The organism is uncultured Bacteroides sp. (genome assembly GCF_902491285.1).
Lineage (GTDB): Bacteria > Bacteroidota > Bacteroidia > Bacteroidales > Bacteroidaceae > Bacteroides.
The window spans coordinates 87,986-103,101 of record NZ_CABUHK010000001.1 but is presented as its reverse complement, the minus strand read 5'-3'; the positions used below and the strand labels follow the sequence as shown (position 1 = coordinate 103,101).

General features: G+C 43.1%; 8 protein-coding genes. 3 read left to right on the top strand and 5 right to left on the bottom strand.

Annotation, left to right across the window (positions count from 1 at the left end):
* Window positions 1-16 precede the first annotated feature (16 nt).
* Window positions 17-1,984, top strand: coding sequence for a DUF3826 domain-containing protein (locus RDN93_RS00305; protein ID WP_308743791.1), 1,968 nt, complete (start codon window positions 17-19; stop codon window positions 1,982-1,984).
* A gap of 306 nt (window positions 1,985-2,290) precedes the next feature.
* Here RDN93_RS00305 and RDN93_RS00300 read toward each other — a convergent pair whose 3' ends face one another.
* The 5 genes from RDN93_RS00300 to RDN93_RS00280 form a co-directional block, all read right to left on the bottom strand.
* The gene (locus RDN93_RS00300; RefSeq protein WP_308743849.1) at window positions 2,291-2,437 is read right to left on the bottom strand and encodes a hypothetical protein; all 147 of its coding nucleotides are present in this window, start codon (window positions 2,435-2,437) and stop codon (window positions 2,291-2,293) included.
* Window positions 2,438-2,617: 180 nt separating this feature from the next.
* Entirely contained in the window at window positions 2,618-6,484 is a 3,867-nt protein-coding gene (locus tag RDN93_RS00295; RefSeq protein ID WP_308743790.1) for a family 78 glycoside hydrolase catalytic domain, read from the bottom strand.
* Between the two features lie 5 nt (window positions 6,485-6,489).
* Window positions 6,490-7,947 (bottom strand): glycoside hydrolase family 140 protein, encoded by a 1,458-nt coding sequence (locus RDN93_RS00290; protein ID WP_308743789.1) that lies wholly within the window; start codon window positions 7,945-7,947, stop codon window positions 6,490-6,492.
* A 50-nt stretch (window positions 7,948-7,997) separates the two neighbouring features.
* A complete protein-coding gene (locus RDN93_RS00285) occupies window positions 7,998-9,203 on the bottom strand; it encodes a glycoside hydrolase family 88 protein (protein ID WP_308743788.1) in 1,206 nt (401 codons plus the stop codon).
* Between the two features lie 13 nt (window positions 9,204-9,216).
* Entirely contained in the window at window positions 9,217-11,685 is a 2,469-nt protein-coding gene (locus RDN93_RS00280; RefSeq protein ID WP_308743787.1) for a glycoside hydrolase family 95 protein, read from the bottom strand.
* Window positions 11,686-11,983: 298 nt separating this feature from the next.
* Here RDN93_RS00280 and RDN93_RS00275 point away from each other — a divergent pair, with 298 nt between their 5' ends.
* Both RDN93_RS00275 and RDN93_RS00270 read left to right on the top strand, forming a co-directional pair.
* Window positions 11,984-12,712: a nitroreductase family protein gene (locus RDN93_RS00275; protein WP_308743786.1), complete on the top strand. Its 729-nt coding sequence runs from the start codon at window positions 11,984-11,986 to the stop codon at window positions 12,710-12,712.
* Window positions 12,713-13,197: 485 nt separating this feature from the next.
* A complete protein-coding gene (locus tag RDN93_RS00270; RefSeq protein ID WP_308743785.1) occupies window positions 13,198-14,955 on the top strand; it encodes a helix-turn-helix domain-containing protein in 1,758 nt (585 codons plus the stop codon).
* The last annotated feature ends 161 nt before the right edge of the window (window positions 14,956-15,116 follow it).

Sequence of the window (15,116 nt, the reverse complement as noted above, 5' to 3'; positions counted from 1 at the left end):
TCAAATCAATTAGAAAATGAAACGAATCCTTTTTACGATGCTTATTGCCGCGTCCCTTTCGGCAGAAGCGCAAACACAAACATATGAGACGGAATTTGCCCGTCCCCTGAATGAAGTGCTGACGGATATTCAGAATCGTTTTGGAGTCCGTTTGAAGTATGATATTGATACGGTAGGCAAAGTTTTGCCTTATGCTGATTTCCGTATCCGCCCTTATTCGGTGGAAGAATCGCTGACAAATGTATTGGCTCCTTTTGATTATAAGTTTGTCAAGCAGAAAGGGAATATGTATAAGTTAAAAGCTTATGAGTATCCACGTCGTACGGATGCGGACGGAGAAAAGATGCTGGCTTATCTCAATACGCTATATGCGGACAAACAAGCCTTCGAACTTCGTACTGATTCTCTAAAAAAGGAAGTCCGCCAACGTTTGGGAATTGATGCTTTACTGTCCCAATGTGTGAAGTCAAAGCCTATTCTTTCAAAGATACGTAAGTTTGACGGTTACACCGTACAGAATTTTGCGCTTGAAACGTTGCCCGGATTATATGTCTGCGGTTCTATCTATGCACCTCAATCAAGAGGAAAACATGCGCTGATTATTTGTCCGAACGGACACTTTGGTGGCGGCCGTTATCGTGAAGACCAACAGCAACGTATGGGGACACTAGCCCGTATGGGAGCTATTTGCGTAGATTATGATTTGTTCGGATGGGGCGAGTCTATTCTGCAAGTGGGGAGTGCGGCACATCGCAGCAGTGCGGCACATACTATTCAGGCTATGAATGGTTTGCTGATTCTTGAATTTATGCTTGCTTCCCGCAAGGATATTGATACCAGTCGTATAGGAGCGAATGGCGGTTCGGGCGGCGGCACACATACTGTTTTGTTAAGCGTGTTGGATGACCGCTTTACAGCATCCGCACCGGTTGTAAGTCTGGCTTCTCATTTTGATGGCGGATGCCCTTGTGAAAGTGGGATGCCTATCCAACTTTCGGCAGGTGGAACTTGCAATGCGGAGTTGGCGGCGGCTTTTGCTCCCCGTCCGCAATTGGTTGTTTCGGACGGTGGCGACTGGACGGCAAGCGTCCCTGCATTGGAATTTCCTTATTTGCAACGGATATACGGCTTCTACAATGCAACGGATAAAGTAACGAATGTGCATCTTCCGAAAGAAAAGCATGATTTTGGGCCTAATAAGCGAAATGCAGTTTATGATTTCTTCGCGGATGTATTTGACTTGGATAAGAAGATGCTGGATGAGAGCAAGGTTACGATTGAACCGGAATCTGCGATGTACAGTTTCGGAGAAAAAGGCGAGTTACTTCCTGAAAGTGCCATCCGTTCATTTGATAAAGTAGCTGCTTACTTTGACAAGAAAGCGTTTGCCAAACTAAACTCGGATACTTCTCTTGAGAAAAAGGCGATGGATTGGGTGGCTTCATTAAATCTGGAAGATGAAAAGAAAGCCGGGTTTGCCGTGACAACTATTTATAATCATCTGCGTCAAGTACGCGACTGGCATAATGACCATCCTTATACAACGATTCCTGCCGGTATCAATCCGTTGACAGGTAAGCCATTAAGCAAGCTCGACCGTGAAATGATTGCCGATTCCGCCATGCCGAAAGAAGTGCATGAAAGACTGATGAAAGGTTTGCGCAGAGTGCTGACAGAAGAACAGATAGAGCAGATACTTGATAAATATACGGTTGGCAAGGTAGCATTTACTTTGAAAGGGTATCAGGCTATTGTCCCCAATATGACCGAAGAAGAAACAGCGTTTGTCCTGGAACAATTAAAGCTGGCGCGTGAACAGGCTATTGACTATAAGAATATGAAGCAGATTTCTGCTATCTTTGAAATCTATAAAACCAAATGCGAACAGTATTTCAATGAACATGGCCGCAACTGGCGTCAGATGTTCAAAGATTATGTGAATAAGCGAAATGCAGAAAAGAAGGCTCAGGGAAAGAAGAAATAAAAGCGAGGGTAAGCTCTTTGCCACCATATATATCAGAGTCTAATCCGGGATTATTAAGAAGGATATAATAGAGCTATGCTTTGCGACTGACAAAGCATAGCTTTATCATATCTAAAGCATAGCTTTAGCCCTCAAAAAACGCTGCTATAATTTATTTCTTCACGATTACTAAACATCTTTTTCGCAGAAAATGTGTTATCGTTGTCAACGACTAACAAAATAGCACATTATGATATGCTGGAGTTTCATCATGCGGCTGCTATTGTGGAGACAGGAGTAGAGTTGCCCGACAAGTTTTGTCAAATTTCATTTAGACTCGGGCTGTTGTGGTGGTTGGATTTTCTCTGTTTTACTTTGAACGTTTTTCTTTTTGCCATATTTCTTCATTTTGAGCCACGCTGCTTTTTTAGCTTCGTATTGCTCCCGCTGTTTTTCTAAATAATTATCTGCCATCGTTTCTATCTATTTATTGGCAAATGTAAAACATAAAATGGATAAATGCAAAGAATCGACTGCTCAATTGGGTAAAAATGGCCGCTCAATTAGTAAGAAACGACCGTATTAATATAGTAAATCGACCGCTCCTTTTAACCAAAAGGAGCGGTCGATTTGCTATGAATGATTGTTCGATATTTAAAACTTAGCCGGATCTATTTCTGCATATTTGATTCGTTGGCGGCGCCAGGTATAAACAGCATGCAATTTCCCATCCTTACCCTGAATAATGCTGGGATAAGAATATTGGCTGATCGGACTATCTTCCAATGTGAGAACAGGCTTCCAACTGATTCCATCTTCCGATACGCCTATGCAAAGCGGAGTACGAGGTCCTTTCGGAGTTCCAGGTAGCGTAGAGAAGTTGTTATAGATAAGCACATGTCTGCCGTCCTTCATAGTCACAGCATCCGTCCCTGAATTATTATTCGGAACATCAAGCAATGTAACTTTGCTCCACGTATCTCCGTTATCGCTACTCCAAGCAGTCGCCATCTGTGCGTTGCGTGTACGGCAAAGTACTTGCAATCTTCCGTCCTTATGTTTCAGAATACTGGGTTGTATGGCATAAATCGGTTTTTCGCCTTCTCCCTTGATAGCTTCTCCACCTTCCTGGTCATCTGTATTTATCCCCCCTTTTTTACGGTTTTGAGTAGGTACGGATAATTCTGCATCCAACGGGCCTACCATCTTCCAGGTCTTACCCTTATCATCGGAAATCTCAAAGTGAACACGCCAGCCATTACTGCCTTCCGTACTGGAAGGGCAGATAATACGTCCGTTGATATATTCCGGCTTATTCTTGATAGGGCCTAGAAAATCTTTCGGCAGAGGTTCACGTTTGCTCCATGTCTTTCCACCGTCACGTGAACGAACCAACCATCCTGTCCAGTCGCTTACTTTCAGACCTATTTTGTAGAACAGAATCAAATCACCACCGGGAACTTGAAAAAGTACCGGATTCCAGCAGGCTTTCCGACGGGCAATCAATTTTCCCTTTGCATCCTTTACTGGTGTACAGGTAGAATCAATTCCCGCCAAGACAGCCTGTGAATCTTTGAGTGAAAATACCCCGTCAGCGGCAAGTTGGGGAGCAGTCCACTCTTTAACGCCTTTCGGTTTGCGGCATACCCAGATACAACAATCGGGATTACGTTCTTTTGTCCCGCCAAAGAAAGAGGCTACAAGGTCACCGTTCTTCATCTCTACAATGGTAGCTCCATGACATTCGGGGAAAGAAGCTTTTTCATATAGAAACTCGTCACTTATGATAGCGCTACTTTTAGTAGGTATATCTACACTGAAATGATACTTTCCCGAACCTATCTTCTCTTTTCGTCCATTCGGTAGATGTACTTCGCCCGTTGTATTGGCGGGAAGTTCAATGTCCCATTCGAGATGTGTGGGTGTTTTGCTCCATCGGCTGGTTATCTTTCCGTAGATGCTCATATAGGATGCGTCTACATTGCTTAGCTCCTGGACTTCAAAAGCCGGCTGAAAGACAATATGTTTATAACCGGATTTCCAACGGTCGGCACGGATACCTGCCAGATTATTGAAGCACCAGGGCAATAAGTCGCCTAAGAGCATCACATGGTTTCCACTGTTCATTTCGGGATTTGCCGTATCACCGTTCCATAACTCCCAAATGGTAGTAGCACCCTTTTCAACCATATATCCCCAAGAAGGATATGTCTTGTTGGTGGCAAGCAAGTAAGCCACATCGGCATGACCGCGACGGCTTAATTCACGTAACAGCCATTGTACACCGATTACTCCGGTACTGATATGTCCTTTGTTGGTTGTAATAATGGAAGTTACGGCATTTTTAGCTACTTCTTTGATATAGTTTTTAGGAACCAGACCGAAAGCAAGCGGCAGGATATTGGCAGTAACTGTATTATTGCCATAGTAGATGCTGTCCGGGTATAGTGTATGCCCCGGCACAAGGGAAGTTCCTTCTTTTATATGCAGGAAGCGGGTATTGAACGCGTCTTTCATGCGATGTTCCAAGTCTTCCCATTCTTCTGCATCATTCTTCAATCCTTGCAGGCTTGCAAAACGATGCATCAGTTGCAACACTTTCAGATAATAAGCTGTGGCGATTAGTGAACCGTCCGTTTTGCGGGAAGGGTCTTTGCTGTGGATGAGTTCCAATGATTCGGGCGGAACACACCAGTCACCATATTTGTCTTTGGTGATAATGTAATCCTCTGTCATGTAGTATTCACGAATATGGGACACCCATTTCTTGATAGCCGGATAGTTCTCTTCTATCGGGCGTTTGTCTCCGAAATTGGTGAAAAGCATATCGCAAGCCATAGGCAGGGCAGTAGGCCAGGTCACATTGTCCGAGTAATAGTTCCAATAAGCCGGAGCTACGTCAGGGATACAACCATCCTCACGTTGTGCTTCGCAGATGTCACGTGCCCATTTGGTGTACATGGCATGATTATCGAACAGCATACTTTCTCCCCAGCATCCCATGGTGCGATCACCTAGCCAGGGTTGGCGTTCATTGCGTTGGGGGCAATCTACCGGCATGCCTTTATAATTGCTTCGGATACCCCAAAACGCATTACGGACAATCTTGTTCAAAGTCTCGTCGGAACAACTGAAGGAACCTGTATGTTCCATTTCATCTTCCACTACTTCGGCTACAAAATTCTCAGCTTTCGCGCCCGGATAACCGTCAACTTCTACATAACGGAAACCATGATAAATAAAACGGGGTGCCCAAGTGGCATCTTTTGCTTCGTGTCCGCTTATAATATATACATCTGTAGAACGGGCATCACGCAAATTCCTGGTAAAGAGTTCCCCATTAGCTTGCAAAGTTTCCGCGAAGCGGAGACGAATACTGTCACCAGCTTGTCCCTTAATGCGGAAACGTACCCAACCTGCCATATTCTGGCCAAAGTCCAGAATGTATTTGTCACCAAGTTTTTTGATAGAAGCGGGTTTCAACGTATCCATGACTTTCATTCCCGGCATCATTTGGGCGCGCAATGTTCCCGAAGGAATACTTACGCGCTGGGCAGGCATCCAATTCTTGTCATCGTATCCGTTTTGTGTCCAGTTTCCCAGTTCCTTGCGGGCATCATACTCTTCACCGTCATATTCGTTGTTGCTGCGAATGGGGCCTTCGGTAGTCAGTTTCCACGAAGTATTTGTGGAAACCGTTTCTTTGCTGCCGTCCGTATATTCCACAATCAGGTTCAGCCGAAGTTTGGGATAACCGAATGTCGGTATCTTGTACGGTTTATAATTCTGACGCATGGTATAGAAGCGCCCATTCCCCAGGGTAACGCCTATTGCGTTCTTTTTCTGAAGTTGTGAAGTGACATCGTAGGTGTTATACAGAATTGTTTTCCGGTAGTCGGTGGGGGCGGGCGCCAATACCTGTTCGCCGATACGCTGTCCGTTGATAAACAATTCGTAAAGTCCCATTCCGGCAATGTGTATCGTTGCGCGTTTCACTTCCTTGTTCAAAGCAAATTCTTTGCGAAGATAACGGGCTGCTAGGCGGCTCCATTGGGTTTCACTATCACCGGGAGCGGCACGATCCAAACCAATCCACTGACCTTGCCAGTCTGCTTCGTTGAGCAATCCCATAGTCCAAAAAGCCGGAGTGCTCCAGTCTGCTTCACCTTTGTTGGTATATACTTTCACTTTCCAGTAGTAGGGGGCATTGCGTTTTAATGATTTTCCCCGGTAAGTAATCCATTGGGATGCATCCGTTTCTACTTTTCCCGAATCCCAACAATCGCCTTTTCCCTGTGCCAATAGCTCGGGGGAAGATGCGACAAGAATGTGATACGCTGTTTGTACCACATTCTGTTCATCCGATTCGATGCGCCAACCTAGTCGGGGCTGGCGCGTGTCAATACCTAATGGATTCTTCAACTGCTCTGTCCGCAGGTCGGCTACGCCAATGGCTGCATATAGCGAACCCGCAAAGAACAGGAGAGAAAATATAGATAATATAAATATTCTTTTATTCATGAGCGTTAATTATATAAAGAGAGTGGAAGCTCTGTCCAATCTTTGTTCAGATAGTCTTTATTGCTGTCTACAACAATCAGTACATGATCGTTTCCGCTGCAATAACCGCTATCGTGCTGGAATTTATGGATGCCGTTATCAAATTCACCGATATATTCCAGTTTGCCGTCTTTGGTTGTGTACCACCAGGCATTCTTTTTAGCGCCGCTGATTTTGCTGAAATCAACTTCCATCGGACGTCCGGTATAATTGTATACCATCAGATAATCATTACCGCGTGTAGCGATGGCACGGTCGTAACGCTCTCCGTTCTGACCTGCGATAATGGATTGATCCGGTACGCGCTCGAAGAACGGGAAAGTCAGCATCAGGTTTTTCAGATATTTCATTTGGTTAAAGCCTGGGTCGTTCAAAGCATCGTACCAGGGTTTCTTGGCTCCATAGGCACCGCCTACACCCGGCTTAATAAACTGCATGATAGAGTTATGACCGTATGTATGTCCGAAAGAACCTGCAAATACAGACCAATATGCATAGCGGCGTACATCATAATCTTTCCATAACAGTTCATTTTCGTCATGCAGGCCATGAGGGATTTCTTCATAAATGGGCTCTCCGTCAATCACGGGTTTCATCGGTTCCATAGCCATGCTGCGTTCAACAAAACGCCAGTTGTCTTCTTCCGTATTTTCTTCGATAGGATAATCGCCGTCACCGAAACGTTGTCCGTAACGACGGTGCCCGCTTTGGAACATATTGAAATCCAGCCACGGAGCGTTGTTGAACCAGGTTGCCGAGGTCGTTCTGCCGCGCGGGTGGAAAGTCATCAGGTGATTTTTGTCGATTGCCTTGATAGTGGTTGCCAATGCTTCCCATTCGGCTGTTTTCACGTCACCGCGAATATCTCCACCGATAAACCAGATAATATTCGGTTCGTCTTTATAACGTTCCGCCAGGAACTTGCCATAGGCTTTCGCTTGTTCTACAGTCATTTCGCCACGGTTCACGGGGCTTCCCCATATACAGACCATACCGATATATTGTCCCTTTCTGGCTGCTGTACGAATGATGTAATCCATATGATCCCAGTAACCATATACGCCTTTCTGGTTGATATTCTTGAAGTTGTATCCGTCTATCATGGAATATTGTCCGTAGATATTCATGGATGGCACATTATTTAAAGTCTGAACCTGAATCACGTTGTATCCGCGACGTTTGCATTGTTCCAGATAATATTCGGCTTCGTCACGGTTCAATCGTTCGGGAAGCAGCCACCCTGTTTCTCCGAGCCAGAAAAAAGGAGTGCCGTTTTCGTGTTTCAGGTAGCGTCCTTCTTCGGAAACGACGAGTTTGCCATTGTCCCAGGGGATATACGTCTTTTGTGTTTTCTTCTGCGCTGCGGCTGAAGTAGCCAGTGTCAATAGCAGCAACAAAAGAGGAAGAATCTTGAATTTTCTCATTGTTTTTTATCGTTTTTAGTTTATTGTATTAATGATTCCGTACCTGAATATTATTTTTTTTCAATCATTTTCTCATACTCGATAGCAGCCAGAATGAATGAGCCTACCGACTTCGGATCGTTCTCGATAATCGGTTCACTGATATAATATTCGAATGAGCCGTCACGGTATCTTTTAGAGTCTCCACCCAATCCGGCGACTGCGCAGCAGTTGGTGATTGTGTAGCTGCCGTCTTCTTCAAGACGGGTGAATGTATTGACCATACCATTGAAGGCTTTTTGTGTGGGTTCGACATATTCTTTGCCGATATATCCTTTATTGATAGCTTTGGCGAGTGTATAGATAAATAGTGCCGTTGCCGAAGATTCGAGGTAATTTCCTTCGCGTGCTCCCTGGTCGGTCACTTGATACCAAGTGCCCGATTGAGGATCTTGATATTTCACTAGTGTCTTGGCTAGTCCCTGAAGAATCAGCATCACACTGTCGCGTCCTGCAGTTTCCTGTGGAAGATAATCGAGCACATCAACAATGGCGGCTCCGTACCATCCGATACTGCGGCTCCAGAAGTTAGGAGAGCAGCCTGTTTCGGGATTTGCCCATTTCTGGTCGCAGCTCTCGTCCCAACCGTGATAATAAAGTCCGGTCGCAGGATCATAAGTCTTGCGGTTTATGAGAAGAATCTGCTTCACGGCTTCGTCAAATAAGCCCGGTTCATCAAAAGTAGCGCCGTATTGAACCAAGTATGGGGAAGCCATAAAGATTCCGTCCAGCCACATTTGGTGCGGGTATCTCAGTTTGTGCCAGAATCCGCCTTCGCTTGTGCGGGGTTGTTCCGCCATTTGTTTGCGTAAGGTATCCATGGCAATCTTGTAACGTTCGTCTCCAGTCTGTGCGTAAAGGTCGAAAAGAATCTTGCCACCGTTGACATTATCAATGTTGAATGAAAGATATTTCATGGTTTTGATATGTCCGTCGACATCAATCAGGCTGTCAGCATAGATTTTGGCATAATCATAGTAGGCGCTGTCGCCCGTATGTTTCCATTCTTCCAACATGGATTTTACCACAAGACCGTGGGTATATCCCCAGCGTGGTTTCTTGGCTTTCTCAATCATCCAGGGTTCGGGAAAGCGTTTCATTTCGGAGCGTGCCATACGTTCACTCCACTTTTCTGTCTCTGCTTTCTGAGGTGCCGTACATGCGATAAAACAAGCAGCTCCGCAAGCGACAATCAGTTTTAATAAGTTTCTGTTCATATCGGTTGAGTTATTATTTTCCGGTCAATATATATTCTTGTCCTGCTTTGGTGGGCAGGTCATATAAGTAGGTGTCTGCAACAACCACTTTATTCAGGTTGGCTTTTTCGTTGATTAATGGTTCGGGAATGGCAGGAATAGCGTAAAGAGGATTTGTGTTTTCTCCTTTGGCACGTTTCAGTCCTTTGCCTGTCAACGGGTTGAGCGAGCGCAGGCGACAGTTGCCGCCTTTGTGGGATTTTATGACCAAACGGCTTACTTTCCCGTTTTTCCAACTCAAGTCGAGCTCAAAACCACCACGGGCAATAATTCCTTTGATAGAACCCTCTTTCCAAAGAGTAGGAAGCGCAGGAAGCAGATAAATAAAACCATCGTAGCTTTGCATCAGCATTTCAGCGATTCCTGCGGCACAACCGAAGTTTCCGTCAATTTGGAAAGGCGGGTGCGCATCGAACAGGTTAGGGTAGGTGCCGCCTTTTTTCTTTTCGTTGCGTACAAGGGTTAGCTGGTCTGTAATCAGTTTGTAGGCATGGTTGCCGTCAAGCAGACGTGCCCAAAGGCACACTTTCCATCCCATGCTCCAGCCGGTCGAAGGATCTCCGCGATGAATGAGTGAAGTGCGTGCGGCATCGAATAATTCGGGAGTGCGGTAAGGGGAAATCTGATTGCTGGGGAATAGTCCGTAAAGATGGGATACATGACGGTGTACATCATTCGGATCGTCCCAATCGAACATCCATTCTTGTAACTGTCCCCAATGTCCCACTTGCATGGGGGCCATTTCCTTGAGACGTTGCGACAGGTGAGTGGCAAATTCTTTATCAGTATCCAGTATTTCGGATGCCGAAATAATAGCCGTCCAAAGATCAAAAATCAATTGATTGTCCATTGTGCATCCGGCGACTGTCGTTGCTTTGCCATTACTGCCGGAATGTACATTCTCCGGTGAGTTACTGGGGCAGACTACCAGCCAACCGTGTACAGGCTCTTTTACCATGATTTCATCAAAGAAACGTCCCGATTCTTTTAGTATGGGATAAACAGAACGCAGGAAATCGACATCTCCTGTGTATAGATAGCGTTCCCAAAGATGGCGGCAAAGCCATGCTCCGCCACTCGGCCACATACCTGAGGGAGCTTTGTCGATTGCACCTGTGACACGCCATATGTCTGTGTTGTGGTGTAGTACCCAACCGTCAACTCCATACATGATTTTAGCAGTTTCCTTTCCTGTTTCGCTCACTTCCTTTATCAGTCGGAAAAGAGGTTCGTTCAGTTCGCTCAGGTTCGTAACTTCCGAAGGCCAGTAATTCATCTCCAAGTTGATATTGCAGGTATATTTGCTATCCCATGAAGGGAATAGTTTGTCGTTCCAGATACCTTGCAGGTTAGCCGGTTGTCCGCCCGGTTGGGAAGAACAAATCAGCAAGTAACGTCCGAACTGGAAATAAGTGGCAACCAAATGAGCATCATTCGTTTCCTTGAAATTCTCTACCCGTTTGTCGGTCGTCACATCTTTGTATTGGTCATCACCTAAATCTAAAGTTACTCTGGTCAAGTATTTGCGGTAGAAATCAATATGATTTTTCTTGGCTTCCGCGAATGGGTGTGCCATTGATTTAGACAAGTAAGCCTTGGCACGTTCTATCTGATTTGCGGTGATGTCGAGATAATTGTTGAAGTTGGTGGCAATAGATACATAGATAGTAGCTTCGTCAGCCCCTTCGATGGAAAGAATACCGTCGGCACATGCTATTTTCCCACCTTTGTTTTTTGCCGTCAGTCTCCCTTGGAACTCAACTTTCCCTTTGAGTCCCTCATGCCAGGAAGACACTCCGGAAAGTATCACGCAATTTTTCTCTTCGGACGCAATCATTACATCTTGGTGGGGCGAAGTGAGTTGTGCGTTGAAAGTAATTTGTCTGGGACGGCTGGCAGTCAGTCTGACCATTACTACCTGATCGGTAAATGAAGTGATCGTTTCACGCTGATACTGCACTCCGTCCACTTCATAACGGACGATAGCCCGCGCCGAGTCCAAACTTAATTCCCGGTAATAATTAGAATAACGGGTATGTCCGGGAAAAGCGATTCGCAGGTCACCGAAACTTTGATATGGCATACCCGAATTGGTCTTTGCCATTACTTTTTCTGTAGCAAGGGTCTGCGCTTCCAGATATTTTCCGGCAAACACCAGTTCGCGCACTTTCGGGATATATTCCAGTGCGTTCGGATTGGCGTTATTGTTGGGACGCCCTGCCCAAATGGTTTCTTCGTTTAGTTGTATTTGTTCTGTGCCCGGTGTTCCATATACCATAGCTCCCAGGCGACCGTTCCCCAAGGGTAAAGCTTCAGTCCATACCTGTGCGGGACGGTCGTACCATAATTTGTATTCCTGCATGGTTGCTTTCTTTTCCTGTGCATGAATACAACTTACAGACACCATTACAAACAGATATCCGATTAATCTCTTTTTATTCATTTCTGTCCAATTGCTTTTATACTTTTATAAAAGGACGATTAAAAGGGATTTTTGTACCCAATTAGCGGGTAAAAGAAAGCGTAATAATAAAAAGCCTCTTTTGGCTGCATTTTTACAATGGTTTTTGTTTTGAGGATAAGTATTTCTAGTAAATTGAAATATGTAAAATGAGATAATGTTAAAATATCATTGGTTAATGATACAATTTGCTTCTTATTATGTTCTAATATATATGGGCTCATACGCATTTGTTGTAGCACATGCGAAGTATTATTCAATTAATTCAGGCAATATATATATGAATTTAGATGAAGTTTTAAATTACCGTCGTTCCGTGCGGGTGTATGATAAAGAAAAGCAAATAGATACAGAAAGAGTGAAACATTGTTTGGAATTGGCAACGCTGGCTCCCAATAGTTCGGATATGCAACTATGGGAGTTTTACCATATAACACAACCGGAATTGATGTTAAAGGTTTCAAGAGCCTGTCTCGATCAGAAAGCAACTTCAACAGCTTCACAAATCGTTGTATTTGTTACACGTCGTGATTTGTACCGTGAACGGGCTAAATTTGTTTTGGATTTTGAGGTAGGGAATATCCAACGGAATAGCCCGTCGGAAAGACAGGAGAAGCGTATAAAAGACAGGAAATTATACTACGGGATATTAATGCCGTTTGTCTATGCCCGCTTCTTGGGGCTTTTAGGGCTTTTCAGGGTACTATTGGCTAATATTATCAGTATTTTCCGTCCCATGATGCTCGAAGTTTCAGAAAGTGATGTACGTGTAGTAGTACATAAATCCTGTGCGCTTGCTGCTCAAACATTTATGATTGCTATGGCAAATGAAGGTTATGATACTTGCCCCCTGGAAGGTTTAGACAGTCGGCGGCTCAAAAGATTATTGAAGTTACCTCATGGAGCCGAAATAAATATGGTAATCTCGTGTGGAATACGAAACGGGAATAAAGGTATTTGGGGCGAACGGTGCAGAGTTCCGTTTGAAGAGGTCTATCATAACATTTAATTTAGATGACCAACTGAATAGACAATGTTCTAATACTATGATACCCTTTGCCTATTATCATTTTACTACTCTGTTTACACGTTTTTTTATGAATCCGGCGGATAAGAGGCTGGGCTATACAGTATTCGGCCGAAATATGTAGTTTCCTAAATATATACAAGATTGTATAAATTAAAATATATTATTATTTCGTCTTATTTATACTCTTGTATGGTGATTTAATGACTCTATTTAATAGTAAAAAATAATATTATTTGCATACCGAATGGATAAAAATGTGTTTTCGTGCCTATATTTGCTAATATTATGGTAACAAACGGTATTATTACCATTTTGATAGAAATCACCCTTTGTTTTTGTTAGAAACCACCTCATGAATAGGTGTTGAAAAGTTTATACTTGTATCGGATTTTAATACGTCAAAATGCCAGTAGGCGTGTTTTACTGAAAGTGTAAAATATTAATTAAATAAATCTGATGTTGGTATGAATATCTTTTTCCTGAACTTATTATTTAGTTTCCAGGTTTTGCTTCCTTTGGATGGTGGAACCAATTTAGCAAGCAACAAACAAGCTGTTGATGTAATTTTACCTAATTTATCCCTGCTTGGGTATGCAGTTCCTGTAGAGGGACTTGGTGTCGGACTATTCATCTGTCTGCTTGCGTATTTTGCAGCAGAGTATGATGTGCGGTTACAATCATCTGAAAAACTCAAGATTGCAACGAGCATGCTTCGTTCGATACATACACCGTTGATATTATTAAGAAATCAATTGGAAGATATTAAAACAAGTGGTCTTCCTGAATCGGTTTCCTTAAAAATAGAAGAAGTCTTGAGATATACTGAATGTATAATAGACTGTAATCAGAATGTTATAATGCTTGATAAAGCCGACAGTAGCATCAGACCTAAAACATCAACTGCTAATCTTGAGCTTTCTGCTTATGTCACTTCTATTGTAAACCAATGTCGGGCGTATGCAAATACTCGTCAGGTACAACTGGCAGTTAACGGATGCACGGATTGCGTCAGTTGCAGGATAAATGAGAATATCATGACGGCTGCACTTCAACATCTTCTGAATAAGATAATTCTGATTACGGATTCAGGCTGTTGTGTCTCGATTAATGTGACACATACTGCGAATGCATGGGAGTTACATATTAGTAATAATGTGCTGCCGAAAAAGGAAAACGAGGGCCTGTTTTCTTTTATTTCCGCTCGATTATCTGTATATAGTAATAGTGATTTAAGAACTGTTAGAAAAATCATTCGTTTGCATGGTGGAAAAATGATTGGTTATGGACATGGTAAAGCGATTACATGCAGAATTATTATTCCGGCAGATTGTCATTGTCAAAATAGGGAATGTCCTGCCATTAGTCATCCGGTTATGGACACAAAAGGTAGTTCAGTCAAACTTTCCCGGAATCATGATGGTGAAAAACTATATTTAAAAATGAAGGATGCACCTCATATCTTGTTAGTAATGAAGGATAAACCATTCAGCGATTATCTGAAGAAGTCTTTATCGAGATATTATAAGGTTTCCGTTCTTGAAAATCCAGATTTATTAATACCTGTCATCATTCGTCAAATTCCCGACACAATCATTATTGATGATAATGTAAATGGTACAAGTGGTGATTCACTCTGTTTTCAGATCAAGGCAGACAAGATGATAGGGGAGATACCGGTTGTTCTGCTAATAAACTCCTTTGATAATGAAAGCTATCTCTCTCATTTGGGAAGCGGAGCAGACCGATTGAAATTGCGTACAGAAAGTATCTGCAAGCTCAGGGCAGATATCCATATGCTTATTGAAAACCATATAGCGTTACGGGAACGGATAAAACTCTTTCTATCTGATGCCATTTTTCCTCTAGCGCCCATAAAGCAAGAGATGGAAAATGCAGATTTGCTATTTATGGACAGGGTTAATGATATGTTAGACAAAAATCTTTCAACAGAGAAATATACGATTGATAAACTTAGTGCCGATATGGGAATGAGCCGTACTGCTTTTTATGGTAAGATGAAAGATATCATCGGAAAGTCTCCGGAAGATTACATCTACTCATTCAAAATGGATAAAGCACTTAAACTGCTGGCTTCCCAGCAATTCAATATTTCAGAGATTGCAGGTATGCTGGGATATTGTGATGCCCAGTATTTCAGAAAAAAATTTAAAGACTTTTATCATGTATGCCCGACGGACTATATTAAGAGTATTATAGGTTAACGGGATTCAAATATTTGTGTCTCTTTTTCTAGTGGGAGAGAAGAAGCCTTTTTTTAGTACATTATTGAGTGATTTTTATCTATAATACACATAAATGTAGTATCTTTGTAAAAACAATAAAGATAATTGGGATAAATTGTAATTATATATATTCCAATATC

Excerpts from the sequence above, each read along its gene's own strand:
- RDN93_RS00305 (WP_308743791.1), top strand. The coding sequence starts at position 17 with ATGAAACGAATCCTTTTTACGATGCTTATTGCCGCGTCCCTTTCGGCA.
- RDN93_RS00300 (WP_308743849.1), bottom strand. The coding sequence starts at position 2,437 with ATGGCAGATAATTATTTAGAAAAACAGCGGGAGCAATACGAAGCTAAA.
- RDN93_RS00295 (WP_308743790.1), bottom strand. The coding sequence starts at position 6,484 with ATGAATAAAAGAATATTTATATTATCTATATTTTCTCTCCTGTTCTTT.
- RDN93_RS00290 (WP_308743789.1), bottom strand. The coding sequence starts at position 7,947 with ATGAGAAAATTCAAGATTCTTCCTCTTTTGTTGCTGCTATTGACACTG.
- RDN93_RS00285 (WP_308743788.1), bottom strand. The coding sequence starts at position 9,203 with ATGAACAGAAACTTATTAAAACTGATTGTCGCTTGCGGAGCTGCTTGT.
- RDN93_RS00280 (WP_308743787.1), bottom strand. The coding sequence starts at position 11,685 with ATGAATAAAAAGAGATTAATCGGATATCTGTTTGTAATGGTGTCTGTA.
- RDN93_RS00275 (WP_308743786.1), top strand. The coding sequence starts at position 11,984 with ATGAATTTAGATGAAGTTTTAAATTACCGTCGTTCCGTGCGGGTGTAT.
- RDN93_RS00270 (WP_308743785.1), top strand. The coding sequence starts at position 13,198 with ATGAATATCTTTTTCCTGAACTTATTATTTAGTTTCCAGGTTTTGCTT.